The organism is Streptomyces sp. NPDC026394, assembly GCF_055567735.1.
The window spans coordinates 178,746-205,063 of record NZ_JBVHPX010000006.1; the positions used below are offsets into that span (position 1 = coordinate 178,746).

Below are 26,318 nucleotides of genomic sequence, written 5' to 3' on the forward strand. Positions count from 1 at the left end.
ACGTTGACGCCTGAGAAGCCCCGGCCCCGCCCGGCCCGCAAGCGACCGACGATCGACATCGACCAGTACGCGGCGGGCGTGCGCGAGGGCTCCCGGGCCTGGATCGCGCGCGCCATCACGCTGGTGGAGTCCACCCGGGCCGACCACCGGGCGATGGCCCAGCGCCTGCTGGTCGAGCTGCTGCCGTACTCCGGCACGGCCCGGCGGGTCGGCATCAGCGGGGTGCCCGGAGTCGGCAAGTCGACCTTCATCGACGCGCTGGGCACCCAGCTCACGGGGGCCGGGCACCGGGTCGCCGTGCTGGCCGTCGATCCGTCGTCCAGCCGGACCGGCGGCTCGATCCTGGGCGACAAGACACGGATGGAGCGACTGGCCGCCGACCCGGCGGCGTTCGTGCGGCCGTCCCCCACCTCGGGCACGCTCGGCGGGGTGGCGCGGGCGACGCGGGAGTCCATCGTCGTCATGGAGGCCGCGGGCTACGACGTGGTGCTCGTCGAGACGGTGGGTGTCGGCCAGTCCGAGACCGCCGTCGCCAACATGGTCGACACGTTCCTGCTGCTCACCCTCGCCCGCACCGGCGACCAGCTCCAGGGCATCAAGAAGGGCGTGCTGGAACTGGCCGACCTGGTGTCGGTCAACAAGGCGGACGGGCCGCACGAGCGCGACGCGAAGTCGGCGGCCCGGGAGCTGTCCGGCGCGTTGCGCCTGCTCCAGCCCCCGGACGCCGCCTGGACCCCCCCGGTCCTGACGTGCAGCGCCCGCGAGGGCACCGGCCTGGACACCGTGTGGGACCGCGTCGAGCAGCACCGCAAGCTGCTGGAGTCCACCGGGGCGCTGGCGGGCAAGCGGCGCGACCAGCAGGTCGACTGGACCTGGTCGATGGTCCGCGAGCAGTTGCTCAACCGGCTCCGGGACCACCCGGGCGTCCGGGACGTGGCACCGGAGGTGGAGCGGGAGGTACGGTCCGGCACGCTGACGGCGACGCTCGCGGCGGAACGGATCCTCAAGGCGTTCGGGATGCCGGACGGCGGACTGTAGCGTCCGCGTCCGGGGCTCACGCCGGGGACATCACCTCGTACAGGTTCCCGGCGTCGTCCTGGAAGAACAGGCCGCGCGGGCACAGCGGGTGGTCGATGCGGCCGTTGTCCGGATGCGCGGGTTCGCTGCCGTAGGGCACCCCGGCTGATCGGATGCGCGCGAGGATCGCGTCGAAGGTGGCCGGGTCCACGTCGAAGGCGAGGTGGTGGCCCTCGGGCTCCGGCACCGCCATGAAGTCGAGGGTCAGCCGGTCGTTGACGCGTACGGGGGCGAAGTGCCCGTGCCGACCGGCCGGCGGGATTTCCTCCAGACCCATGACCGAGGCGAAGAACCGGGCCGCCGCGCGGTGGTCGGCGGCGGGCACGATGGTGTGGTTGAGGCTGACGGGCACGGGCGCTCCCCGGGTCGACGAGACGGCCACCGTACGGAGTGAGTACTCACTCCGTCAATGGTCCATCGGTCCCCGCCGCCCGAAGTGCGCGACGGCCGCCTCCTCGAAGTGCCGTTCCGCCGTGGAGACATAGGTGTCCGCACGCCGCACCAGACTGAGCGTGCGCCGGCAGCCCGGCACGTCCAGGCGCAGCCAGTGGACCGGCGCTTCGGGCGCCTCGTTGCGGGCGAGCGCCGGGATGAGCCCGATGCCGAGACCGGCGCCGATCAGGAACTGCGTCGCGGCCGGCTCGTCGCCCTCGCAGGTGATGACGGGGGTTCGGCCCGCCGCGGCGAACAGCCGGTCCAGCAGCTCGCGTTGCCAGTGCCCGGCGCGCGGGGTGACGAACGGCTCGTCCACGACGTCCTCCAGACGGACCCGCCCCCGCCCGGCCAGCGGATGCCCGCGCGGGACGGCCAGCAGCACGTCCTCCTCCATCAGCACCACCGAACGCAGCCCGGCCCCGCGCAACGGCTGGGAGGCGACGCAGAAGTCGACCTCGCGCGCCGCAAGCTGGCGCCGCATCACGGCAGCGGTCGACTGGTACAGACGTATGTCGACCCCGGGGTGCGCGGCGCGGAAGGCCGAGAGCAGCGAGGAGAGCGTCAGCAGTGTCTCGGCGGCGACCGCGACGCGCCCCTGGTCCAGGCCCGCGGCGTCGGCCACCTCGCGCCGCGCGTCGTCCAGTTCGCCGAGCGCCCGCTCGACGCGGCGCAGAAAGGCCGCGCCGTACCGGTTGAGGCGGATCGAGCGGCCCTGCCGGTCGAAGAGCAGCACCCCGAGGCCGGCCTCCAGCCGGGCGATCGTCCGGCTCACCGCGGGCTGCGCGACCCGCAGTTCGGCGGCGGCCCGGCTGATGTGCTCGTGCCGGGCCACCACCTGGAACGTCCGCAGGGACGGCAGATCCACTCCGGCCCCCGCTCAGACGGTCAGGCCGCCGTCGACGGGCAGGATCGCGCCCGTCACGTACGACGCCCGGTCGCTGAGCAGCCACGCGGCGGCCTGCGCCACCTCGTCGGGAGCGGCCGCCCGGCGCAGCGGTGTACGGGCCGTGAGCCGGTCGACGACGTCCGGTTCGCGGGCGGCCCAGTCCTCGATCATGGCGGTCATGGTCGTGCCGGGGGCGACGGCGTTGACACGGATGCCCTGCGGGCCGTACTCGACGGCGGCGGTCTGGGTGAGGCTGTTGACGGCCCGCTTGGAGGCTCCGTACAGGCTCATCCCGGCGGACGGTTTCAGGCTGCCGACGCTGCTGTTGTTCACGATGGCGCCGGTGCCCGCGGTGGCGGTGATCGCCCGTATCTCGGCGGCCATCGCCAGCCAGACCCCCCGGTGGTTGACGGCGGTGATCCGGTCGAACTCCTCGACGGGGATCTCGGCGAGCGGGGCGTGCCCGATGCCCATGCCCGCGTTGTTGAACGCGCCGTCCAGGCGGCCGTGGCGCTCCACCGCCGTGTCCACCGCCCGCTGTACGGCGGCCGGGTCCGCCAGGTCCGCGACGACGTGGTCGGCGGTGCCGCCTGCGGCCCGTACCGCCTCGGTCACCGCGGCCAGCTCCGGCCCGGTCCGCGCGGTCAGCACGACCGCGGCTCCCTCCCGCGCGAACAGCCGTGCCGCGGCGGCGCCGATGCCGCGCCCCGCGCCGGTGATCAGCAGGACCTTGCCGTCCAGCAGTCCGCCGGCGGCCGCGCCGCGCCCCGCACCCGTGTCCGTCGTCTCCGTCATGTCGATCATTGTGCAGGAGGCCGCAGCGGCGCTTCCGAGGGACCTGAGCGGCCTGAGTGACCAGCGTTGTCGCCGTGCCCGTCATGGCCGGGGATCGTGCCGTCCGGCTTGGCAATCAGGAGGAGTCCGGCCATGCCCATGTCGGAGTGGCTCTGGACGTGGCAGTGGTACATCCACGCGCCGGCGCCCACGCCCTCGCCCGCCAGGAACTGGAAGCCGAAGGAGTCGGCCGGTCCGGTGATCTTGTTGTCGATGACCCGGCTGGGGTCGTCCGGGCCTTCCAGGATGCCGGTGCGGTTGTCCGCCCAGCGGTGACCGTGCACGTGGAAGGTGTGGTAGTACTCACCGTGGGTGATGGAGATGATCTCGACGCGCTCCCCCACCGTGGCCCTGAAGTCCGGCCCTTTGGGCATGTTGTTGATCGTCATGTCGTTGAAGACGATGGTGAACTGCCGGTCGGGCAGCGGGTCGCCGGCCCGCCGTACGACCACCGGCCCGTACAGGCCCCGGCGGATGCCGCCGGTGCCGTGCTCGGTGCCCACGACATGGTCGTGATAGTGCCAGTAGCCCGCGCTGCCCGGCCGCCAGGTGCCGTCCGCGCGCCGGCCGGGGGCGTGGGTGCGCCAGGTGTACGTACGGGTGGCGCCCGGTTCCAGGTGGCTGCGGTTCAACCGGGTGCCGTCGCCGGCCACGTCGTAGTCGAGGCCGTGCACGTGCAGACTGGCCGCGGTCTTCAGGGTGTTCTCGCACTCGATGTGCAGCGTGTCCCCCTCGACCAGCTCGATCGGCGGACCCGGTATGGTCGCCTTCCCCTTTTCCAGACCGTATCCGAGCTGCCCGCCCGGCAGTTCCTCGATGTAGAGCTTGAGGTGCTTGACCGCGCCCGCGGCGACCGCGGTGCGGCCCGTCCTCACCGGACGCCCGGCGGCCGCGGCCGGGGCCACGGGCGGGGCCGCCACCGTGCCGAGCGCGGCGACGGCGGCGCCTCCGGCGAGGAGACGGCGGTTGAAGCGGCGCCTGGGGACGTCGGGTTCCTCGGTCATCGTGCTCCCACGGCAGGAGGGACGGGGCGGGGCAGCGGATCGGGGCGGAGGGATGGCAGGGACGGTAGCCGCACGGGCCTTGTTTATCCACACTCAGGACAAAGTTGGACGGGTTGCGGCCATAGCTCTTGGCGAGTCACCGAAAGGGGTCTAGTTTCATCGGCTGCCGCTGTCCGTGGCCACAGAGGGGCGGGTGCACCCGTGCGACGATTCCGGCACCACTTACCACGGCCGCTTCGCGCGATGCCGCGCACCGGCCGCCACCGACCGCCGAAACGGCCGCGCCCCGGGCGGGCCGCCGGCCTCCCCGCGCTGGTGCTGGCCGTGACGGCCGCCCTGCTCGGCGGCGCGCCGGCGCACGCCTCCGGGCCGGGCGCCGGACTGCGGCTGCCCACCCCGCCGGGCGGTGAGAACGTCCGCGTCCTGGTCTTCCACGCCTCGGCGGGCGCGGAGCCGCCCACCGTCGACGCGGGGATCGAGGCCGTCGAGCGGATCGGCCGCCAGGGCCCGCCCGCCGAGCACTTCGCGGTCGACGCGACCGACGACGCGTCGGTCTTCACCGACCCGCGCCTCGGGACGTACAACGCGGTGGTCTTCCTGACCGGCGGCGGCGACCTGCTCGACCCCGAGCAGGAGGCGGGTCTGGAGAGCTACCTGGAGGCCGGGGGCGGGTTCGTCGGCATCCATGACGCGGCCCGCGCCGAGCCGTACTCGGACTGGTTCACCGGCCTGATCGGCGCCCGGCCCACGGCCACCGTGCCGACCGCGGCGCAGCGGGCCGTCGTGGAGGTCGGCGACCGCCGCCATCCGGCCACCCGCGACCTCCCCGTCGAGTGGAAGCGCCCGGACACATGGCTCAACTGGGCCACCAATCCGAGCGGTTCGGTGCACACCGTGGCCCGGGTACGGGAGAACACCTACCGGCCGGGACCCGGCGCCAACGGCTGGGACCACCCGGTCTCCTGGTGCCGCGACTACGACGGCGGCCGGTCGTTCTACACCGGTATGGGCGGCACGCCCGACAGCTTCCGTGAGGCCGACTTCCGTACGCATCTGCGCGGCGCGCTGCTGTGGACCACCCGGCTGACCCGCGCCGACTGCCAGGCCACCATCGCCTCGCACTACAAGGCCGAGCGCCTGACCGCCCCCAACCAGCCGGGCACGTCGGACCAGATCGGCGAACCGCACGGCCTGGTGACGGCCAAGGACGGCCGGGTCTTCTACATCGGCCGCGGCGGTGGTGACGCGAGCGCCCCGGTCGTCACCGACTGGAACGACCCGGCCGTCGGCAAGGGCGAGGGCACCGTCCACGTCTGGGATCCGAAGACCGGCAAGGCCACCCTCGTCGGCACGGTGACCGTCTTCGGCAACAAGGGCGGCGGCGACGAACTCGTCAAGAACGAGGAAGGGCTGCTGGGCATCGAGCTGGACCCGGCCTTCCTCACCAACGGCTGGGTCTACCTGCACTACACGCCGCACTCCGGCGTCGACCGGACCACGCGCATGGCCGAGCGACGCGTCTCCCGCTTCACGCTGGACGCCCGGACGAACAGGCTGGACCCGGCCTCGGAGAAGGTCCTGCTGACGTGGCCGGTGCAGGTGCACAGTTGCTGTCACGCGGGCGGCGGCATGGCCTGGGACTCCAAGGACAACCTGTACATCGCCACGGGGGACAACAACTCCTCGCGGTTCAGCGACGGTTACTCGGGCAACAACCCGCAGCCCACATACAAGGGCGTCGCCTTCGCCGACGCGCGGCGCACCGCGGGCAACACCAACAACCTCAACGGCAAGATCCTGCGCATCCACCCCGAGCCGGACGGCACGTACACCCTGCCGGAAGGCAATCTCTTCACCGGCAAGGAGCCGGACGAGGGCGGTGGCAAGACCCGCGGCGAGATCTACGTGATGGGCGTACGCAACCCGTCACGGATCTCCGTCGACAAGAAGACCGACACGCTGTACGCGGGCTGGGTCGGTCCGGACGCGACCGAACCCAGCCCCACCTGGGGCCCGGCCAAGTACGACACGTTCGCCGCGATCACCCACGCGGGCAACCGCGGCTGGCCGTACTGCATGGGCAACAACCAGCCGTACCGCGACCGGAACCTGCCCGACCCGTCGAAGCCGCTGGGCTGGTACGACTGCGAGCACCCCAAGAACGAGTCGCCGCACAACGACGGCCTGGTCCTCCTCCCGCCCGCCGAGCCGAACAACGTCTGGTACGCGCCGCAGGGCGGCGGCCCCGACTTCCCGCGCGACGCCCAGGGCGTGCCCAGCTACCGGCTGTCCGAGCAGAAACTGCTGCTCCCCTGGCTCAAGGGCGGCGGCCAGGCCGCGATGGACGGCCCGGTCCACCGCCACGACGCGGCCGCCACCCGCCAGGGCGCCTGGCCCGCCTACTGGGACGGCAAGTGGTTCGTCGGCGACTTCTACGACGGCGACCAGCCTCGGCACGCACTGGTGATGGACCCGCGGACAGCGGGCTCCGGCGGCCTGCCCGCGCACGCGGAGAGCCTGGACGAGATCGTGCCGGTCGGCGTGAACGGCATCCGCAATCTCATGGGCTGGACGTTCGGCCCCGACGGCGCGCTGTACGTCCTCGACTACGGGCGCGGCTTCTTCACCTCGGACGCCAAGTCAGCACTGTGGCGGGTGACCTATACGGGCGGCGAGCCCACCCCGCCCCCCGCGGAACTGGCCCGCGAGGGACGGGAGGCCGGACGATGAACCCACGGCGCGCATGGGCGGTCCTGCTGACCGCGCTGCTGATGCTCGTCGGCCTGACCGCCACGGCAGCACACGGCCGCCCGCCCGCGCGGCCGACGGCGCCCGGGCCCCCGGCGGCGCGGCAGACCCTGACCTGGACCGCGGGCGACGACATCACCAAGTACACCACCGCCCCCGCCACCGCCGTGGCCGGGCGGACCACCATCGTCTTCGAGAACAGCACGGCCACCGGCAACACCACGGGCATGCCGCACACCCTGACCTTCGACATCTCCGACCCGCGGTACAACAACGACGTGCGGCTCAACATCATGGCCAACCCGGGTGACGCGCAGGGCGGCAAGTACACCACCGAGGTCACCCTGACCCCGGGCACGTACCGCTACCACTGCACCATCCCGGGCCACGAGCAGATGCAGGGCGTCCTGGTCGTCACGGACGGCGGCGGCGCGGACACCACACCGCCGGAGACCTCCGCGACGGTGGACGGCGTACGGAACGACGCCGGCGCGTACGTCGGCGGGGCGACCGTCACGGTCGCCGCCTCCGACACCGGGTCCGGGGTCGCCACCGTCGAGTACGCGGTGGGCGGCGGGGCGTTCCAGCCGTACACCGCGCCGGTGCTGGTCCGCGAACCCGGCACGTACCAGGTCCGCTACCGCGCCACCGACAAGGCCGGCAACACCGCCGCCGAGAAGTCGGCGGGCTTCACGGTCGTGGCGCCGCCCGGTGACACGACACCACCGCGCACCTCGGCGACGACCGAGGGGCAGCGCAACTCCGACGGCGAGTACCTCGGGCGGGCCACCGTGACGGTCACCGCCACCGACGACGGGTCCGGTGTCGCGTCGACCGAGTACTCGCTCGACGGCGGCCCGTTCCTCGCGTACACGGCGCCCGTCGTGGTGGACCGCACCGGCCGGCACACCGTCGCGCACCGCGCCACCGACCGGGCGGGCAACACGTCCGAGGCGGTACGGGTGTCCTTCACCGTCGCCCCGGGCGGCGGGGTGCCCGCGCCGAACTGCCCCGAGTGGGACGAGCGGCGCACCGTCGTCGTCGGCACGGTCGACACGGGCGTGCCCAACCGTGTCACCCGCAACCGCTGCACCGTCAACGAACTGATCGAGGACGAGAAGGACTGGTCCTCCCGCGCCCTGTTCCTCAAGCACGTCAGGACGGTCACCGCCAAGCTGCTCACGGACGGTGTGCTCGACGAGCGCGAGAGCCGGGCCGTCACCGCGGCCGCCGACGCGTCCGGGATCGGCACGCCCGGCCACCACACCGGCTACCGCGACCTGTTCGACGGGACCAAGGCGTCCTTCGACCGCTGGCGGCAGGTCGGCGGCGGTGCCTTCGGGCTGACCGCCGACGGCGCGATGACCAGCAGTTCCACGGTGCCGGGCATGGGGATGCTGTGGTTCCCGCGGCGGACGTACGACGACTTCTCGCTGCGGCTGCGGTTCCGCGACGACGCGCCGGGCACCGGCAACGCCAACGGCGGGGTCTTCGTCCGCTTCCCGTCCGTGTACGACCATCCCGAGGAGCCCCGGCCGGAGTGGGTGGCGATCAAGTACGGGCACGAGATCCAGATCCTGGACCGGCCGGACGGTGACCTGTACAAGACGGGATCGGTGTACGGGTTCGACCGCGTCGGGCTCGGCGGGGCGGGCGTCACGCCGAAGGGCACCTGGAACGACTACGAGATCCGGGTGGTGGGCCAGCACTACGCGGTCTTCCGCAACGGTGTGCTGATCAACGAGTTCGACAACACCGGCGGGCAGCAGTTCTTCCCGCCGCGGGCGGACGATCCCGGGACCGACGGGCGCCGGTACGCCGCGGGCCACATCGGCCTCCAGGTGCACGGGACGTCCGACGTCATCTCGTACCGCGACATCCGGATCAAGGAGCTGTAGGGCGCGGGGCGGCCACGGGGCGGGGCGGTGGGCGCGGGCCCGCCGCCCCGCCCTGGTGTCAGCGTATGTTGACGTCGATGCAGGCGTAGAAGGCGTTGGAGGTGTCCGCGACGTTCCAGACGGCGAGGACCTTCTGCTTGCCCTTGATGCCCTGGAAGTTCACGTTGTGCGTGACGGTGGCCGGCGGCTTGGCCCCGTGGTCGTCGACCTCCGCGATCTTGCGTCCGCCGATGAAGTACTGCCAGGTGCTGGTGCGGTGCTGGGCCGTCAGCCGCCAGGTGAAGGCCTGGGAGCTGCCGACCGAGGTCGCCTTCCAGCCCTTGCTGTCGTCGTCGAGCTCCCGGAACCGGGCGTTGCCGCCGCTGCAGCTCTTCAGACCCTTGGGGCCCTCGACGCTCTGCGGCTCCCACTTGATGTCTCCGCAGGAGACGGTGCCCGCCGCACACTGCGCCTGCCGACTGGCCGGGGCGTTCACATAGCCGTGGGCGCTCGCCGAACTCGCGGGCAGGGTCACTACGAGGAGCGGAGCCAGCGCGGCGCCGACGGCCGTGGCGATCTTTCTCTTCTGGTGCATGTCGACTCCTTCACGGTGGGGGCCCGGCGCGGGACGGACACGTACCGGCGCTGTCGCGCGGTGCGTCCGGTCCGTGCGGGCCCCGCTGGTGGGGGTGGGGTGACGCGAAGGTGTGGTGCCGACGCGCGAGGACCACGGCCGTCCCGGAGTACAGTGCCGACCACCTGGGGAAGGCCGGAATCCCGCTCGCCAATTGGTCTAGACTTTACCGATTGGCAGGCCCCGGTCAAGGGGGCGGACATCACCTTGTACCGCCCCAGGCGTCACCCACGCCCCACAAGCGGATGTCGCCTCACCTCGTGGGCGGGAGCAGGCCGTTGGGCGTGTACGGGTCCTCCCGCATACCGTGGCCGGCCGTCCTTCACACCTTGGGAATGTCGAAGTACCGGTTCATGTGCGCGGCCAGCCCCAGGTCACCGGAGACCTTGATCTTGCGGGTGAGGACCATCGTCACCGGATTGCCGTTGCCCGACACCAGCCGCAGGAACTCCGCGTCGCCCATGACCATGGTCAGCCGCGGCGCGTCCGTACCGGCACCCCGGCGCACCGTGCACTCCCCGTCCGCGAGGACGGTCTCCCAGACGGCCTCCCGCTCGCCGGTGATCCGCCAGCGGATCACCGCCCGCACCCCGGCCGCGGCGTCGGGACGGAACTGCCGCCCCATCCTGCCGAAGACCTCACCGAGCACCCGGTCCCGCAGCTCGCCCCGCGCCAGCGCGGTGATCTCCTTGGTGGACAGCCCCTTCACGATCCGCGCGAACTCCTCCGGCGTGACGCTCGCGAAGTCGAGCTCGGCCAGCAGCGACCTGACGTCTTGGGCCACGGCACTCTCCTCGTCGCATGATTGTCTCCCCTGCATGGTGCCCCCGCCGCACCACGCGGCGCCCGCCGGGTCCCGTACCCGGCACGTCCCGGCTCCCGCACCGGCCACATCCGGCCGCCGGGGCCACGGTTCGCGCCGTTCGCCGGGACACCCGGCCGTCGAGGGGTTGGCGGCCCGCCTGCCGGATACCCGGGTACCGCGCGGAGGCGGCCGTTGCGACGTACCCGCCTCTCCTCCCGCGCAGCGCAACCCGGCCGGCGGCCGCCCCGCCCCGCACAGCGCGCCGGCGGGAGGGGAGACACCCCTGAGGAGGAGCGTCACCATGCCCGGAAACCGGACCGTCCGCCGCGCCGCCCTGGCCGCCGCCCTGTCGGCCCTCGCCGTCACCGCGCCCGCCGGACCGAGCGCCACCGCCGCGCCCGCCCCGGCGCCGGCCGGCGACCGGTCCGAGACACCCGTCCGCAGCGGCCGCACCGACTCGGCCGTCGACCGGGTCGCCCATTTCTACGGCAGCTACCTCGACGCCGTGAGCGACGACGGGCGCGGCGCGCTGGCCCAGGCGCTGCGCGGCCATTACCTCACCCCCGAGCTGCGGGCCCGGCTGGCGAACTGGGAGCAGCGGGAGCACGCGGACGGCGTGCTGCGCGGCCAGGACACCCCGACGGCCTGGCGCGTCACCTACAACGACAGCGCCATGGGCCGTGCCTGGACCCGGGTCCGCCTCACCTGGGGCAGCCCGGAGCAGCCGCGCTACACCCATCTGCTGGTCACCTCCGACCTGAACACCCTGCGCATCACCGACATCGAGCCGGACACGGAGCAGTAGCCGCCCGGCGCCGAGCAGGGGCCGCCCGGCGCGCGGCCGCCGGATGCCCGTACACACAGCCGCCGTGCCGGGCCGCGCTGTGCAGCGCGGACCCGGCACGGCGTCCCCCGAGAGCCGGTCCTCAGTGGTGCGGTCAGCAGTTCAGGTAGGCCACGTGGATCCACACGCCGGTGCGGCCGCCCCACAGGTCGCCCATGACCCAGTTGCCCTGCTGCCCCCGAAGGTTCAGCTTCTGGCCGGCGTTGACCTTCCCCAGGACCGGGAAGTTCTCGCCGGGCCCGCCGCGGAAGTTGACCCCGTTGTCGTTGACGGTGCACACCGCCGCGGCGGCCTGCCGCGCGGCGTGCGACGCGGTGGCGGTGTCCGGCGTGCGGGCGGTGGCGTGGGCGGCGCCGGTGGTGGCGACGAGCGCGCCGGCGGCGGCGGTCGCGACGGCCAGCTTGGTGATCGTCCTGGTGACTGCGGTCCTGCGCATGGTGCTGTTCCTTCCCGTTTCTGCTTCCCCGTTGCGTGCGGTGGCCGCTGCCGTTGCCGTGCAGCGCCCTGCCTTACGTGCTCCACCCTGCGGCGGTACGGACCGCAGCGGTACCTGACGTCTGTCAGGGCCGCAGCAAGAGCGCAGGTCAGGGCGGTGTCAGCGGGTGTACCGGGCGAGGTGGCGGGCCACCTGGTCCACGTAGGCGCGGGTACGGGCGGGTACGCCGCGGGTCTCGATGACGACCCGGCTGCTGGTGCGGTATCCGGCGGCGATCAGCCCCGGCAGGTCGCGGCGCAGCCCGTTCGCCTTGAAACGCTGGTCGAGCCAGCACAGATAGGAGCCCATGGTCGCGATGGCGTCGGGCGGCGACCAGTAGTCCTTGCGGCCGTCGTGGTCACCGTCCACGGCCCAGGCGCGGAACACCGCGGGCGTCCACATCGCGATGCCGAACTCGTCCGTGCGGCGCGCCCGCGGATCGAAGCCGCTCTCCGCCTTGAGCATGGCGGCGATCAGGGCCGGCGTCACCTCCTCCTCCGCACAGCGCTGCGCGGCCGTCGTGATGTACGGCCGCAGCGCCCTCGGTACGTCGGAGTCCTCCGGCAGCGTCCCGGTCACGGACGCCGGGGCCGACGGCGCGGCGGACGCCGACGTCCCGGCGGCGGCCTTCCCCCGCCCGTCGTCGGAGGTGAGCAGCACACCGGCGCCCGCTGCCGCGGCGAGCAACGCGGCACCGGCCGTCAGCAGCACCGGCCGGCGTGCGGCGCCACGGCGGGCGCGGTGACGGGCACGGGGCGCGTCGCACAGTTGCCGTACCCGCCGGGACAGCTCGGCCGCGGTGTGCCGGGCCCGCGACGCGTGGTCGGGCAGCAGGCAGTCGGCGATCAGCTTTCGCCACTCCGGCGGCAGTTGGCTGTCCAACCGCAAGGGCGTGCCGCCGTGCGCGTACGTCTGGGCAGCCAGCGCGCGGGCCCGTGCGGTACGGCCGGGGAAGGGATGCCGGCCACCGGTGAGCACTTGGTGGGCGAGCACGCCGTACGCCCAGATGTCGGCCGTGGGCCGGGCCGTCGTGCCGCGCTGTCCGGTGCGCTGGGACCACCATTCGGGCGGTACGTGGTCGAGCGAGCCGAGCGGCGGTACGTAGGCGTGGGTGCCCTCCAGTTCGGCGGTGAGACCGAAGTCGGCGAGCCAGACCGTGCCGTCCGGGGCCAGCAGGATGTTGGCCGGTTTCAGGTCCCCGTGCACCCAGCCACGCCCGTGCAGGTGGGCCAGCCCGTCGGCGGCTTCCCGAAGGATCCGGGGCGCGTCCGGCAGCGGGCCGGCGGCGTCGGCGAGCACGTCCCGCAGGCTGCGTTCGGCCCGGTCCATGACCAGGGCGGTGAGCCCGTCCAGCTCCGGGTGGTCCGGAACGGCGACGGTGAGCGCGGCATGCGTCCGTACGACGTGCGGGTGGTCCGCCTCCAGGCTGAAGCGCACCTCGCGGCGTACCAGTTCGTCCATCCAGGCCCGCTGGCCCGGTGCCAGCAGGTCGGTGCGGAGGATCTTGACGGCGGCCGGGCGGCCGTCGCCGACGTGCTCGGCGGCGTACACGCTGCCCCAGCTCCCCTCGCCGATCGGCCCGGCCAGCCGCCAGTCACCGACCCGGTCGCCGGGCCGGACGCCGGGCGGCGGGGTGGTTCCCGATCCGTCCATCGCGGTCCGCCCTCAGCTCACCGTCCGTCCCGCGGGGTCAGCAGGGCGAGGTGCTCCTCGCGGACCAGGTCGAAGCGCAGCGCGAAGGCGACGAGTTCGTCGCGCTTGCCGCCGCCCAGGCCCTCCGTGTCCGCCGGGCCGTCGGCCCGCAGGCGCAGCTTCACCGAGGCCAGGTAGTCGATGTGGTAGTTGACGGCCGAGCGGGTCAGCCGCCGGCAGGTCTCCAGCGGCCGCAGTCTCTCCAGCACGTCGCCGACGCCCGGTACGGCGCCGCTGGAGGCGTGGCGCAGGCGCGGCTCGCACAGGGCCAGCAGCACCAGGAAGTACTTCGAGGTCGGGTCGAGCGCGAACGGGATCGTCGTGGGCTCACCCACCCCGTCGTACGGTTCGCCGTCCAGGTAAGCGTGTTCGGGCGCGAACACCTTGAAGGACGCCTCCCCCTCGGCGGCCGGCAGCAGCACCCGGGAGAACTCGAACGGCACCGGCGCGCCGAGCCGTCCCGGCGCGACCTTGACGTGCTCCCCCGCGCCTTCCAGGTTCTCGACGACGTAGGTGACCACCCGGCTGAAATTGGACAGCCGCCAGTAGTCCTCGGCGGCGGTGAGCTGCCCGGCCAGCCGCGAGACACCGGGGTCGGACAGCGGCACGGCCACCGGGGCGCCCGGTGCGCCGCGCCCGAAGTCCGCGGTGTCCCCGGGCCCGAGCCGCAGCAACCGCGGCCTGTCGGGGCGCTCGTGCGACCCGTCCCCCGCCTGTTCCGGCAGTTGTACGATCACGGTGTCCATGCCGTTCCCCCGTTCGCGCATCGGCACTTCCACCGGTACCACGCGCCGCCGCGGCGCCCCGTCATGTCAGGGCGGTGGTTTCGGCCGACCTCACTCCGTCCGCAGGACCGGCTTGACGACCCGCCCCGTCGACGCGGCGTCGGCGGCGGCCTCGATGTCGGCGAAGGGGAACTCGGTGACGAGTTTTTCCAGCGGAAGCCTGCCCTGCCGGTAGAGGCCGATCAGTTCCGGTATGGCCACAGCCGGTACCGCGTCGCCTTCGGTCACCCCCCGGATCGTGATGCCCTTGGTCAGCACCGGCAAGGTGTCGAACTCCGCCGTGCCGATACCGACCAGGGCGAGCGTGCCGCGCCGACGCAGGGCCTGGACCGCTCGGGACACCACGGCCGGGCGCCCGGTCGTGTCGATGGCGCAGTGCGGCCCGCCTCCGGTCAGATCCCGGAGCGCCGCCACCACCTCGTCCCCGGCGGGGTCGACGACCGCCGTGGCACCGAGTTCCCTGGCCAGGGCGCGGCGCGCGGCGAGGGGTTCGACGGCGACGACGGGGACGTCCGCCGCGACGGCCGCCATGACCGCGCTCAGGCCGACGCTGCCGGCGCCGAAGACGGCCAGGGTGGTGCCCGCCGCCGGGCGCAGCACGGTACGGACCGTGCCGACGCCGGTCTGGACGCTGCATCCCAGCGGAGCGACGACGGCCGCGGGAAGGTCCCCGGGAACCTTGACGGTGTTGCTCTCCGTGGTGAGGCAGTGGGAGGCGAAGGCGGACTGGCCGAAGAAGCCGCCGTGGACCGGGGAGCCGTCCGTACGGGAGAGCGGGGAGCTGCCGTCCGGACGGGTTCCGGCGGCGTTGAGGAGCGCGGAGTGCTCGCAGTAGGCGGGCTCGCCCGCCGAGCACTGTTCGCAGGCGCGGCAGCTCCGGTACGTCAGGCACACGGTGTCCCCGGGGGCGAGGGTGGTCACCGCCTCGCCCACCGCCTCGACGACTCCGGTGCCCTCGTGCCCGAAGACCATGGGCAGCCGTTCGGCAGGCCAGACCTGCCGCATGCCGAGGTCGGTGTGGCAGATGCCGGCGGCGGTCAGCCGTACCAGGATCTCGTCCGCCCTCGGTTCCTCCAGCTCGGCCTCGTGGACGGTGAAGGGACCGCCGGGCGTTTCGACCAGAGCTGCTCGTATGCGCATGGGGCCTTCCTAGCGGTTCCGGGCCGCCATGCTCAACACTGATCCGTCCGGCGCCCCTGGCTTCCACGGGCGATCGCGTACCCGGCCGGTCCGTGACGACGACAGGAACCACAGGCAGGAACCACAGGAAGAGGACTGAACATCATGGCGAAGCTGCCGGAACTGACGTACGGCCGTCCCTTCAACTTCCAGCGGTGGCTGGAGGACCACCGTGACCTGCTGGAACCGCCGGTGGGAAACGCTCAGTTGTGGGAGGAGTCCGGGCTGATGGTCACCGTCGTCGGCGGGCCCAACCAGCGCACCGACTTCCACGACGATCCGATCGAGGAGTTCTTCCACCAGATACGCGGCAGCATGGTGCTGCGGATCATGGAGGAGGAGGGCCGCCCGCCGCGGGACGTCCGGATCGACGAGGGGGACGTCTTCCTGCTGCCGCCGCATGTACGGCACTCCCCGCAGCGGCCCGAGCCGGGCAGTGTCGGCATGGTCGTCGAGTACGCCCGGCCGGCCGGGCAGCTCGACGGCTTCGAGTGGTACTGCACCGACTGCCACCGTCTGGTCCGCCGCTTCGAACTCCAACTGGGGTCCATCGTCCGTGATCTGCCGCCGGTGTTCGAGAGGTTCTACGGCGGTGACCGCCGCTGCCCGCACTGCGGCGCCGTGCACCCCGGCCGGGAGTGGCCGGCCGGGATGCGACCCCGCACGCGCGCCGCCACCTGACTCCCGCGGTCCGGCGGGCCGGGCGGACGCGACACGTTCCGGTTTCTGACCTGGTGTTACGGTCCCGGCCCCCCGGTGGGATAGGTTCGTTCGACATTCCGTTCGCCCTGGAGGTCGCAGGTATGCCCGTCGTTGTCGCCACGGTCAGGACGAAGCCCGGCGAGCTGGAGACGGCGCTGGACGTCTTCCGCTCGCACGCGTCCGCCGTCCACGAGGAGGACGGCTGTCTGCTGTACGCGGTCCACGCGGGCGAGGACCGGGTGGTGGTCGTGGAGAACTGGGCGGACGGCGCCGCGCTGGACGCCCACTCACGGGGTGCCGCGCTCGCCGGGATCGCCGCCGGGGTGAGCGGCCTGCTCGCCGCGCCGATGGATGTCGCCGTCCTGGACGCCGTCCCGATGGGCGACCCGGGCAAATCCACGCTTTAGGCACATCACGCGGAGCGCCACCCGTAAAAGGAAGGCAAATACTCCGTCAATTGGTCGCCGGCACAGAGTCCGTCATTTCGGACGTTCTGTTTTTACGTGAGCGGCCGCCGCCTCCGCGCGCGCGGCCGCTCACGCCCGTATACCACCCGAGCGACCCCGCGCTTCGTTGACCGGCCATTCTCGCGATCCTCTCCGACTTCCCGCGACACCGGCCTGACCTGCCGCTTCGCACCCCTGGAATAACACCGGGGACGAGGCGCCGCCCCCACGGGCGCCCCTGCGCGGTCCGACCGGTTGGCCAAATGTCCGCGCCTCGGTAAAAGGCCCGCCAACGGGCGTTCGTGCCAACTTGGAACCCTTGATCGACGACCGTTAGCATGGAAATGGTTGTCCGGGGCAACTAACTATCCGTCGTGCCCCGGAATCAAGGAGGAATCACCTATGCCCGACACCGCGCACGACTTCCGCACCTACGTGGAGGAGAACCTCGACGCCCTGGGGACCGACCCCGGGCGCGTGGCGCTGGTGCACCAAGGGCGACGCGTCACCGCGGGTGAGTTCCGCGCCCTCGTCCACCGCACGGCCCGCGCGATGCGGAACCAGGGCATCGACCGCGGCCAGACCGTCACGCTGCTCAGCGGCAACCTGCCCGAGACCATCGCCGCCCGTTACGCCGCCAACCTCATCGGCTGCCGGGTCAACCACCTCTACAACAAGCTCTCCGCCGACGTGCAGGCCACCATCGTCAAGGACGTGGAGACCAGCGCCCTGATCGTCGACCCGCGCTTCGACGACCGCGCCGCCGAGCTGACCGCGCTGGCGCCGGTGGCCACCGTACTGACCCTGGGCCCCGCGAAGTTGGGCACCGACCTGCTGGAACTGGCCGCCGCCGAGAGCGACGAGCCGTTCCCGAGCCTCGCGCAGCCCGACGACATCTGCACCATCCGCCACACCGGCGGCACCACCGGCCACCCCAAGGGCATCTGCACCACCTACGGGCAGGTCCGCTCCTTCGTCGCCGACAACGACGAGGACGCCGGCGACGCCAAGGTGATCTGGGAGCGCCCCTCGGACGACGAGGCGGCCCGCCTCCTGGTGTGCACCACCCTGGCGCACGCGGGCGGCATGATGGCCGACGTCACCCTGCGCGAGGGCGGCCTGGTGGTGCTCCACGAGGACTTCGAGCCCGGCGAGGTGCTCGCCGCCGTCGAGCGGGAGCGCATCACCCACATGTTCCTGCTGCCGCCGCTGCTCTACCAGCTCACCGACCACCCGGACGCGGCCACCACCGACACCTCCAGCCTGCGCTGCCTGACCTACGGCGGCTGCCAGTCCTCGCCCGCCCGCATCGCCGACGCGATCCGGCGCTTCGGCCCGGTGCTGGTCCAGTTCTACGGACAGAACGAGGCCGGCGGGATCAGCGTGCTGCCCGCCGAGGAGCACGACCCGGGCAACCTGGAGCGGCTGCGGTCGGCCGGCCGCATCCTGCCCAACGTCGAGGTGGCGGTCCGCGACGAGAACGGCCGCGACCTGCCGCGCGGCGAGCACGGCGAGATCTGCATCCGTTCGTCCAGCATCATGCAGGGCTACTGGAAGCAGCCGGAGCTGACCGCCGAGGTGCTCCGCGACGGCTGGCTGCACACCGGTGACATCGGTTTCCTGGACGACGAGAACTACCTGACCATCGTCGACCGGATCAAGGACATGATCGTCGTGGTGGGCGGTCATGTGTACACCACCGAGCTGGAGGACCTCCTCAACACCCACCCGCAGGTCGCGCAGAGCGCCGTCTTCGGTGTGCGCGACGAGGACCGGATGGAACAGGTGTACGCGGCCGTGGTGCCCGCCGCCGGGGAGAGCGTCGACGAGGACGGCCTGCGCACGATGGTGCGCGAGGCGCGCGGCGCGATGTACGAGCCGGCCCGGATCGAGTTCGTCGACGCGCTGCCGCTGACCGACGCCGGAAAGCCGGACAAGAAGAAGCTGCGCGAGCTGGCCACGACCGCCGCCTGACCCTCGCACGGCCGGGACCGGCCCCCGTCTCTCCGGAGGCGGGGGCCGGTCCTCGTCGCCGCCCGCGGCAGCGGCTCCGCGTCCGTGACGCGCCGCGCCCTCCCGGGGCAGCCACCCGGAGCAGCGCACCGTGCGGGCGCACCACCCCCCGCCTACGCTCGGTACACAGATCGCACAGATCGTCACCACGGGCTGTCCGGCCGGGCCGTCCGACCGCGAGCACAGGCACGGAGGCTCACCCATGCCGGAGCTGTTCATCGGGGGTCAGTGGACCGCCGCGGCCGACGGGGAGGTGCGCGAGATCCGCTGCCCGGCGGACGGCACGCTGGTCGCCACCGTCGACGAGGCGGGCGCGGCGGACGCGGCCGCCGCCGTCACCGCGGCCCGCGCGGCGTTCGACGACGGGCCGTGGCCGCACACCCCGGCCGCGGAGCGCGGGGCGCTGCTGCTGCGCGTGGCCGGTCTGCTGGAGCGCGACAAGGACGCGTACGCGCGTGCCGAGTCGCTGGACACCGGCAAGCGGTTCGTGGAGAGCCAGTACGACATGGACGACATCGCGAACTGCTTCCGCTACTTCGGCAACCTGGTCGCCTCCGGCAACGACGGCCGGGTGGTGGACACCGGGCAGCCGGAGGTCGACAGCCGGGTGGTGTACGAGCCGGTCGGCGTCTGCTCCCTGATCACGCCGTGGAACTACCCGCTGCTGCAGACCGCCTGGAAGGTGGCCCCGGCCGTCGGCGCGGGCGACACCTTCGTCCTCAAGCCCAGCGAGCTGACCCCGCACACCGCGATCCTGCTGATGCGGACGCTGGTCGAGGCCGGGCTGCCGGACGGGGTGGCCAACCTGGTGCTGGGCGCCGGCGCCGCCGTCGGCACACCGCTGACCACCGACGAGCGGGTGGACCTGGTGTCCTTCACCGGCGGACTGGTGACCGGGCGGAGCATCATGGCCGCCGTCGCGCCCACCGTGAAGAAGATCGCGCTGGAGCTGGGCGGCAAGAACCCCAACATCGTCTTCGCCGACACCGACTTCGACACCGCCGTCGACTACGCGCTGATGGCGGTGTTCCTGCACTCCGGGCAGGTCTGCTCGGCCGGCGCGCGGCTGCTGGTCGAGGACGGGCTGCACGACGACTTCGTGGACGAGCTGGTGCGCCGGGCCCGCGCGATCCGGCTGGGCGGGCCGTTCGACGAGGACGCCCGCAGCGGGCCGCTGATCTCCGCGCAGCACCGGGACAAGGTGGAGAAGTACGTGGCGGCGGGCCTGGCCGAGGGCGCGGTACTGCGCTGCGGTGGCGCGCGCCCCGACGACGCCGCCCTGCGGGACGGCTTCTACTACCTGCCGACGGTGCTGGACGAGTGCTCGCCCGGCATGTCGGTGATCCGCGACGAATCGTTCGGCCCGGTGCTGACCGTGGAGCGGTTCCGTACCGAGGACGAGGCCGTCGCGCTGGCCAACGACACCGTCTACGGGCTGGCCGCGGGTGTGTGGACGCAGAGCGTGGAGCGCTCGCACCGGGTCTCCTCCCGGCTGCGCGCCGGCACCGTGTGGATCAACGACTTCCACCCGTACGTACCGCAGGCCGAATGGGGCGGCATGAAGCAGTCCGGCGTCGGGCGGGAGCTGGGCCCGGCCGGGCTCGGGGAGTACCAGGAGGCCAAGCACGTCTGGCGCAACACCGCGCCCCGGCCGCAGCGGTGGTTCGAGTGAGCGGCACCGGGCCGACGGCGGGCGGCCCCGCACCGGACGGCGGCACGGCGCACCCCGGGAAACCGGCCGACGAGGAGGCGAACGGCAACGGCACCGCACCGGCAGACGACTCCGACGCCGCCACCGACAGCCCCGACGACGAGTCGCTCGCGGAACTCGGCTACAAGCCCGAACTCAAACGCACCCTCGGCAACTTCCACACCTTCGCCGCCGGCATCAGCTACATCTCCATCCTCACCGGCACCTTCCAGCTTTTCTACTTCGGTGTCAGCCACGGCGGGCCCGCCTACTGGTGGTCCTGGCCGATGGTCTTCTGCGGCCAGTTGATGGTGGCCCTGTGCTTCTGCGAGCTGGCCGCCCGCTACCCGGTGGCCGGATCGGTCTACAACTGGTCCAAGCAGTTGGGCGGACCGCACGTGGGCTGGCTCGGCGGCTGGATGATGATGACCGCGACCATGGTGTCGCTGGCCGCCGTGGCGCTCGCCTACCAGGTGACGCTGCCGCAGATCTCCTCGTTCTTCCAGTTCATCGGCGACGGCAGCGGCCGGACCGACCACGCCGCCAACGCGGTGCTCCTCGGCGCCGTCCTCGTCCTCTTCACGACGCTCGTCAACGCTTTCGGCGTCAAGCTGATGGCCCAGATCAACTCCGCCGGCGTGGCCATCGAGCTGATCGCCGCGCTGGCCCTGATCGTGCTGCTGGCCGCGCACATCACCCGCCCCCCGAGCGCGCTGACCGAGACCTACGGGCTGGCGGAGGGCCAGTCGCTGGGCTACCTCGGCGCGTTCCTCACCGCGTGCCTCGCCTCCGCCTACGTCATGTACGGCTTCGACACGGCGTCGTCCCTCGGCGAGGAGTCCAAGGACCCCGGCCGCAACGCGCCGCGCGCGATCCTGCGGGCCCTGTCCGCCTCGTTCCTCATCGGCGGGCTGATCCTGCTGTTCGCCCTGCTGGCCACCCCCGACCTGCACGCCAAGGAGCTGTCCGTGGACGGGCTCCAGTACGTCGTGCTCAGCACCCTCGGCTCGACCATGGGCCAGATCATGCTGTGGTGCGTGGTGATCGCGATCACGGTGTGCGCGCTGGCCGTGCACACCGCCGGCATCCGGCTGGCGTTCGCCATGGCCCGGGACACCAACCTGCCGGCCGCCTCGCTGCTCGCCCGGGTCAGCCCGCGCTTCCAGACGCCGGTGGCGCCCGCGGTGATCATCGGGTGCATCGCGGTCTGCATCCTGCTGATCAACGTGAACCAGCCGCAGATCTTCTCGGTGATCACCAGCATCGCGATCATCATGATCTACGTCGCCTACCTGATGGTGACCGTGCCGCTGCTGGTACGGCGGCTGCGCGGCCAGTGGGAACCGGCCCAGGGCAAGTTCTCGCTGGGCAAGTTCGGGCTGCCGGTCAACATTCTCGCCGTCCTGTGGGGCACCGCGATGGCCACCAACCTCGCCTGGCCGCGCCCCGAGGTCTACAACGCGACCGGCCCGCAGCACTGGTACCTGCGCTGGGGCGCGATCCTCTTCGTCGGGATCGTCGCCGTCGGCGGCTTCACCTACTATTGGTTCGTCCAGCGGAAACGCACCTGCGTCCTGGCCGGCCATGCCGCCGAGACCCCGGAGGACGGGGAGGGTCGGCACGCCTCGGAGGACCATGCGGACGAGCCCGGGGGCCCGGCCGGCACGTCACCGTCCTGACGGAGGCGCCGTTGCCGGACGGGATCTCCGAGGAATGGGGAGCCGGCATGATCAGCGGGCCTGGGCGCGTCCCCGCGGAAGCCGAGGCGGCTGAGGCGCCGGCGAGTGGGACAGGCATGGATTCCGTGCTGGGCCGGCTCCGCAACAAGGACTTTTCGCCGATGGACTGCATCCGTGCGGTCATGAAGCTCACCGGCTCCTCGCTGCCCGACGCCATGCGGGTCGTGCACTTCAGCAGCGCGTGGCCCGAACTCACGGAGCGCTGAGGGACCGTCTCCGGAGTTCCGCCGCCGAAGCCCCGCCAGGCCACGCCTGGCGGGGCTGTTAGCGTCCTCCGTCCGGTCCGGCGGCGCCCCGGCCGTCGGGGGCCGACGGCTCGGCGTACACCTGTACCGATCTGTGACACAAATATCCGTTTCTCCAGGCAACCGATCATGCGGTGTCACCCGTCTGCATGTACGGCGGTTGCCCGCAACCGGCTCCGGCGGTCGGCATGACCGTCCCGGAGGCCGGGCGGTGCCCGCCACCGCCTGTTGTGTTGCTTCGGAGGGAACCGCTCGTGCACGTCAGATCAGCCCGTCGCACCGTCCTGCTGTCCGCCACCCTGGCGGGAGCCGCGCTGCTGACCGCGTGCGGAGCGGACGGCGGCTCAGCGACGTCGGACAAGCCGGCGGCGAAGGTGACCGTGACCCCGGCCGCGGGCAGCAAGTCCGCCGCGCTGGGCTCGCCGATATCCGTGAAGGTGGACGGCGGCAGCCTCACCGCCGTCGAGGCCAAGGACGACAAGGGCGGCAAGGTCAGCGGCAAGCTGTCCGGTGACGGCTCGTCGTGGACGTCCGACGGCAAGGTCAAGCCCGGGACCACGTACACCGTGCACACCAAGACGAAGTCGGGCGACGGCAAGGAGTCGGCCGCGGACTCGTCCTTCACCACCGCGCAGGCCGACAAGGTCAACAAGCTCACCAACACCCCGTCGAACGGGATGACCGTCGGCACCGGCATGCCGATATCCATCCTCTTCGACCACCAGGTCGCCAAGGACCGGCGCGCCGAGATCCAGAAGGCCCTCAAGGTCACCACCCAGCCGCAGGTGGAGGGCGCCTGGGGCTGGGTCAAGGACTGGTCGGGCAAGGACCGGATCGACTGGCGGCCCAAGACCTACTGGCCGGCCGGCACCAAGGTGTCCGTGAAGGGCAGCCTGGGCGGCATCAACTCCGGCGAGAAGGGCGGCTGGTTCGCGCGCGACTACGACTTCGGGTTCACCATCGGCGCGGACCACAAGGCCGTCATCGACGTCACGGCGCACAGCATGACCCTGTACGAGAACGGCAAGGCCGTCGACACGATCCGCGGCTCCGCGGGCTCGCCGCAGGACCCGACGCGCGGCGGCGTGCACACCGTACGCAGCAAGAACGCGGCCGAGACGATGGACTCCTCCACCATCGGCCACGGCAACGAGTGGATGCTGGACTCGAAGTGGGTGACGCATCTCACCGCGTCGGGCACCTTCCTGCACTCCGCGCCCTGGAACAAGTCGGTCGGCGTGGTCAACAACAGCCACGGCTGCTTCGGCATGACCACCTCGGACGCCAAGCGGGCCTACGACTTCCTGACGATCGGCTCCACGGTCGAGGTGAAGAACACCACCAGCACCAAGAAGACCGATGTGGGCAACGGTCTGGAGGTCTGGCAGGAGAGCTGGGACCAGTGGAAGCAGCGCAGCGCGGTGAAGTGACCGCGGCACGGCCGGGGCGCTACGGCGCCTGAGTGTGCGAGCGTACGTGTGGGGCTCCCCCGGAGACGGGGCGGGCCCCGCCCGCGGTTGCGGACGGGTTCGGACCACACCCCCGTGCCGGTCCGAACTGTCCGCCCCGCTTCACACCAGAGTCTTTGACTCAGGTGTGAAGAATAGAGGGTCCGGGCTGAGCGTGCCAGCCCACACGGGAGGGAGCGCCCATCCGTCCCGGCGACCGGACCACTACAGTGGAAGTCTCACGTTTGGCCTTGAAGGGAGCGCGGCGCGATGGGGGACGAGGACCGCGGGCCGGTCAGCCTGGCCGAAAAGCTGGACCGGCTGTTCCAGGAACGAAGTCGCGAGCGGGGCAAATCGCTGTCCGCGAACGACGTCGCCACCGATATCAACATCAGGGCCGGCGAGCAGGTGATCTCCGGCAACTACATCTGGCAACTGCGCAAGGGCAAGCGGGACAACCCGACCAAGCGCCACATCGAAGCGCTCGCGGAGTACTTCGGCGTGCCCGCCGCGCACTTCCACGACCAGCAGGACGCGGGCTCCGGCGGCGCGGCGGCCGACCGGGCCGACCAGCCCCCGGAGCTGCTGGAAGCCATGCAGGACGCGGGGGTCATCGCCATGGCCGCGCGCTTCATGGACATGTCCGCCGAGTCCCGTACGGCCGTGCTGGAGATGATCGACCGCGTACGGAAGCTGGAAGGGCTGCCGGACGTCGGCAGCACCACGGGCAACGGAGCGGGACATCCGATGGGCAACACGGGAGAAACCTGGCGTACCGCCCGCTGAACCATGCCCCTGACCGACGTACTTCCCGCACTGTCCCCGGACGCCGCCCCGCCCCGCTTCCGGCCGGACGGCCGGGCGGCCGGCGCCGCGGCAGCCCGCGGGCCCGCACACGATCCCGTTCGGGAGGGGCCATCCGGCGCTGCATGAGACTGGCACGTGTACCTTTCATGGCTGAGGCCGAAGGAGAGCACGCCATGAAGTTCACACGGCGACCGGACCGTGTGCTTGCCGACTGTTCGGACCGGCTGCGGGGGCTGCACATCCCCCGCCCCTTCGAGCTGGGTGCCTTCCTGGACCGGCTCGCCGAACAGCGCGGCCGCCCGATCCACCTGGAGCCGCAGGTCACGCCGCCCGCCGGGCCGTGCGGCCTGTGGATCGCCACACGGCGGGCCGACTACGTCTTCTACGACGCGGCCACCACCGCGCTGCACCGCGACCACATCGTGCTGCACGAGGTCGGCCACATGCTCAGCGGCCACTCCAACCTGCTCTCCGGCGAGGTCGCGCAGGCCCTCGTACCCGACCTCGACCCCGCGTCGGTGGAATCCGTCCTGGGCCGCAGCCACTACAGCGACCAGGACGAGCAGGAGGCCGAGATGATCGCCTCACTGATCCTGCGGCGCGCCGACCGTACCCCCGCCCGCCGCCCGGCGACGTCCCAGCAGGCCGAGGTCCTCAGCCGGATGGACGACGTCTTCGGCTCCCCGAAGCGACGGTAGACACCCAGATGGTCAACGTCCTCTTCCTTTCCATAGCCGCCGTCCTGCTGCTGGCCGCCGCGTACAAGGCGCGGCCGCTGCTGCGCCGGCCGCGGCCGCAGGGCCTGGGTGCCCTGTGCGGGTTCCTGACCGGGCTGGGCGCCTCGCTGGTGTTCCTGACGCCGGCCGTCGGTGACGCACTGAGCGTCGTCACGCCCAAGCTGGGCCGGCTGCTCGGCAACTGCAGCACGCTGGCCGCCGCCACCTGCATCTCGATCCTGCTGCTGCGCTTCAACGAGGAGCCGACGGACGCCGACCGCAAGGCGCGCCACCGGCTCGTCTCGCTGGGCGTCGTCCTGGCCGCGATGGCCGTCCTGTTCTTCGCCTCGCCGGTGGACGACTCCCCCGGCGCCCCCACCTTCGGCGAGCTGCCGCGCACCGAGCCGCTGCTCAACATCTACGTCCTGGTGTTCACCGCGCACCTCGGCGCCGCCATCGTCGACCTGTTGCGCCAGGCGCTGCGCTACTCCCGGCACGCGCCGCGCACCAGCCTGCGCTGTGGACTGCGCGTCATCGCCGCCGGCTGCGCGCTCGGCATGGTCTACATCGGCTACAAGATCGTCCATGTCGTCGGCCTGTGGACCGACGCCGGGTGGCTGCCGCCCGAGCAACTGTGCAGCTCCCTGGTGACGCCCGCGACCTGCACCTTCAGCGTCGGCCTGCCCGCCATTTGCAGCCTGCTCCTGGTCATCGGCGTCCTGCTGCCCGCCGTCGGTCCGGCCCTGGCCTGGCCCTGGCGGCGGATCCGGCTGTGGCACCTGCACCGCGGGCTGCACCCGCTGTGGGCCGCGCTGTCGGCGGCGGTCCCGGAGATCCAGCTCACCGCCACCGAGAACCGGTACGCGGCGCCCGACCCCGAGTTCCGTCTCTACCGCCGGGTGATCGAGATTCGGGACGGGATGCTGGCGCTGCGCCCGCACCGCAGCGACGCGGTGCGCCGGGCCGCCGAGGAACGCCTGCGGTCCGGCGGGGCCGACGCTCGGGAACTGGACGCCGGGGTCGAGGCGGCGGTGCTGGCCGCGGCCCTGGAGTCGCGGCGCGACGGCGGCGCTCCCGCGCACGCGGTCAGCGCCGAGGACGCCACCCTGACCCGCCCCGAACTGAACGACCTGTTCGACGAGGCCCGCTGGCTGTGCAGGGTCTCGCACGCCTTCATGGCGTCCGGCACCGGCCCCGCACCGTCCGAACCGTCCCGGCCCGCCGCAGGAATCTGAGG

General features: G+C 72.3%; 24 protein-coding genes. 14 read left to right on the forward strand and 10 right to left on the reverse strand.

All coding sequences use genetic code 11. The annotated features are described in order from the left end of the window. Positions 1–3 precede the first annotated feature (3 nt). Complete coding sequence (gene meaB / locus ACZ4QV_RS16975) at positions 4–1,038, forward strand: methylmalonyl Co-A mutase-associated GTPase MeaB (protein ID WP_361148333.1); 1,035 nt, start codon at positions 4–6, stop codon at positions 1,036–1,038. 16 nt (positions 1,039–1,054) lie between these two features. Here meaB and ACZ4QV_RS16980 read toward each other — a convergent pair whose 3' ends face one another. From ACZ4QV_RS16980 to ACZ4QV_RS16995, 4 genes are read right to left on the reverse strand one after another with little or no spacing between them, the layout of a single operon-like run. Continuing rightward, on the reverse strand, positions 1,055–1,429 hold the full coding sequence (locus ACZ4QV_RS16980; protein ID WP_361581500.1) for a VOC family protein: 375 nt from the start codon (positions 1,427–1,429) through the stop codon (positions 1,055–1,057). A 54-nt stretch (positions 1,430–1,483) separates the two neighbouring features. Then, entirely contained in the window at positions 1,484–2,377 is an 894-nt protein-coding gene (locus ACZ4QV_RS16985; RefSeq protein ID WP_361581503.1) for a LysR family transcriptional regulator, read from the reverse strand. A gap of 12 nt (positions 2,378–2,389) precedes the next feature. Further along, a complete protein-coding gene (locus tag ACZ4QV_RS16990) occupies positions 2,390–3,193 on the reverse strand; it encodes an SDR family NAD(P)-dependent oxidoreductase (RefSeq protein WP_361581506.1) in 804 nt (267 codons plus the stop codon). Between the two features lie 5 nt (positions 3,194–3,198). Beyond that, positions 3,199–4,236 carry a multicopper oxidase domain-containing protein gene (locus tag ACZ4QV_RS16995; protein WP_361581509.1) on the reverse strand — a complete coding sequence of 346 codons (1,038 nt, stop codon included), beginning with the start codon at positions 4,234–4,236 and terminating at the stop codon, positions 3,199–3,201. Between the two features lie 243 nt (positions 4,237–4,479). On the opposite strand from ACZ4QV_RS16995, the gene ACZ4QV_RS17000 reads away from it, so the two are divergent. After that, positions 4,480–6,966, forward strand: coding sequence for a ThuA domain-containing protein (locus tag ACZ4QV_RS17000; RefSeq protein ID WP_361581511.1), 2,487 nt, complete (start codon positions 4,480–4,482; stop codon positions 6,964–6,966). After that, entirely contained in the window at positions 6,963–8,882 is a 1,920-nt protein-coding gene (locus tag ACZ4QV_RS17005; protein ID WP_361581514.1) for an OmpL47-type beta-barrel domain-containing protein, read from the forward strand. The genes ACZ4QV_RS17000 and ACZ4QV_RS17005 overlap by 4 nt, the downstream gene beginning before the upstream one ends. A 58-nt stretch (positions 8,883–8,940) precedes the next feature. On the opposite strand, the gene ACZ4QV_RS17010 is transcribed toward ACZ4QV_RS17005, so the two are convergent. Together ACZ4QV_RS17010 and ACZ4QV_RS17015 are read right to left on the reverse strand one after the other, a co-directional pair. After that, a complete protein-coding gene (locus ACZ4QV_RS17010) occupies positions 8,941–9,456 on the reverse strand; it encodes a lytic polysaccharide monooxygenase auxiliary activity family 9 protein (RefSeq protein WP_361148346.1) in 516 nt (171 codons plus the stop codon). A 361-nt stretch (positions 9,457–9,817) separates the two neighbouring features. Beyond that, complete coding sequence (locus ACZ4QV_RS17015; protein WP_361148348.1) at positions 9,818–10,279, reverse strand: SCP2 sterol-binding domain-containing protein; 462 nt, start codon at positions 10,277–10,279, stop codon at positions 9,818–9,820. 322 nt (positions 10,280–10,601) lie between these two features. Between ACZ4QV_RS17015 and ACZ4QV_RS17020 the strand changes: the two genes are divergently transcribed. Beyond that, the gene (locus tag ACZ4QV_RS17020; RefSeq protein WP_361148350.1) at positions 10,602–11,105 is read left to right on the forward strand and encodes a hypothetical protein; all 504 of its coding nucleotides are present in this window, start codon (positions 10,602–10,604) and stop codon (positions 11,103–11,105) included. A 133-nt stretch (positions 11,106–11,238) separates the two neighbouring features. On the opposite strand, the gene ACZ4QV_RS17025 is transcribed toward ACZ4QV_RS17020, so the two are convergent. The 4 genes from ACZ4QV_RS17025 to ACZ4QV_RS17040 form a co-directional block, all read right to left on the reverse strand. Beyond that, on the reverse strand, positions 11,239–11,580 hold the full coding sequence (locus ACZ4QV_RS17025; RefSeq protein WP_361581519.1) for an SH3 domain-containing protein: 342 nt from the start codon (positions 11,578–11,580) through the stop codon (positions 11,239–11,241). A gap of 159 nt (positions 11,581–11,739) precedes the next feature. Continuing rightward, positions 11,740–13,272, reverse strand: coding sequence for a protein kinase domain-containing protein (locus ACZ4QV_RS17030; protein WP_361581522.1), 1,533 nt, complete (start codon positions 13,270–13,272; stop codon positions 11,740–11,742). A gap of 17 nt (positions 13,273–13,289) precedes the next feature. Then, entirely contained in the window at positions 13,290–14,057 is a 768-nt protein-coding gene (locus tag ACZ4QV_RS17035) for a serine/threonine protein kinase (protein ID WP_361148806.1), read from the reverse strand. A 90-nt stretch (positions 14,058–14,147) separates the two neighbouring features. Further along, on the reverse strand, positions 14,148–15,236 hold the full coding sequence (locus ACZ4QV_RS17040; protein ID WP_361581525.1) for an NAD(P)-dependent alcohol dehydrogenase: 1,089 nt from the start codon (positions 15,234–15,236) through the stop codon (positions 14,148–14,150). A gap of 144 nt (positions 15,237–15,380) precedes the next feature. Between ACZ4QV_RS17040 and ACZ4QV_RS17045 the strand changes: the two genes are divergently transcribed. The 10 genes from ACZ4QV_RS17045 (at position 15,381) to ACZ4QV_RS17090 (ending at position 26,316) form a co-directional block, all read left to right on the forward strand. Next, positions 15,381–15,956: a 3-hydroxyanthranilate 3,4-dioxygenase gene (locus tag ACZ4QV_RS17045; protein ID WP_361148358.1), complete on the forward strand. Its 576-nt coding sequence runs from the start codon at positions 15,381–15,383 to the stop codon at positions 15,954–15,956. Positions 15,957–16,078: 122 nt separating this feature from the next. Next, a complete protein-coding gene (locus tag ACZ4QV_RS17050; RefSeq protein ID WP_361148360.1) occupies positions 16,079–16,384 on the forward strand; it encodes a putative quinol monooxygenase in 306 nt (101 codons plus the stop codon). 441 nt (positions 16,385–16,825) lie between these two features. Continuing rightward, positions 16,826–18,397, forward strand: a complete 1,572-nt coding sequence (locus ACZ4QV_RS17055; RefSeq protein WP_361148362.1) for an AMP-binding protein — start codon at positions 16,826–16,828, stop codon at positions 18,395–18,397. Positions 18,398–18,638: 241 nt separating this feature from the next. Then, positions 18,639–20,108, forward strand: coding sequence for an aldehyde dehydrogenase family protein (locus ACZ4QV_RS17060; protein ID WP_361581530.1), 1,470 nt, complete (start codon positions 18,639–18,641; stop codon positions 20,106–20,108). After that, positions 20,105–21,805, forward strand: coding sequence for an APC family permease (locus ACZ4QV_RS17065; RefSeq protein WP_467763068.1), 1,701 nt, complete (start codon positions 20,105–20,107; stop codon positions 21,803–21,805). The genes ACZ4QV_RS17060 and ACZ4QV_RS17065 overlap by 4 nt, the downstream gene beginning before the upstream one ends. Positions 21,806–21,921: 116 nt before the next feature. Then, positions 21,922–22,071, forward strand: a complete 150-nt coding sequence (locus ACZ4QV_RS17070) for a hypothetical protein (protein ID WP_361148368.1) — start codon at positions 21,922–21,924, stop codon at positions 22,069–22,071. Positions 22,072–22,364: 293 nt separating this feature from the next. Beyond that, complete coding sequence (locus ACZ4QV_RS17075) at positions 22,365–23,540, forward strand: L,D-transpeptidase family protein (protein WP_361148370.1); 1,176 nt, start codon at positions 22,365–22,367, stop codon at positions 23,538–23,540. Positions 23,541–23,828: 288 nt separating this feature from the next. After that, entirely contained in the window at positions 23,829–24,344 is a 516-nt protein-coding gene (locus ACZ4QV_RS17080) for a helix-turn-helix domain-containing protein (protein WP_361581536.1), read from the forward strand. A gap of 194 nt (positions 24,345–24,538) precedes the next feature. Then, the gene (locus tag ACZ4QV_RS17085; RefSeq protein ID WP_361148374.1) at positions 24,539–25,063 is read left to right on the forward strand and encodes a hypothetical protein; all 525 of its coding nucleotides are present in this window, start codon (positions 24,539–24,541) and stop codon (positions 25,061–25,063) included. Between the two features lie 8 nt (positions 25,064–25,071). Beyond that, the gene (locus tag ACZ4QV_RS17090; protein ID WP_361148376.1) at positions 25,072–26,316 is read left to right on the forward strand and encodes an MAB_1171c family putative transporter; all 1,245 of its coding nucleotides are present in this window, start codon (positions 25,072–25,074) and stop codon (positions 26,314–26,316) included. The last annotated feature ends 2 nt before the right edge of the window (positions 26,317–26,318 follow it).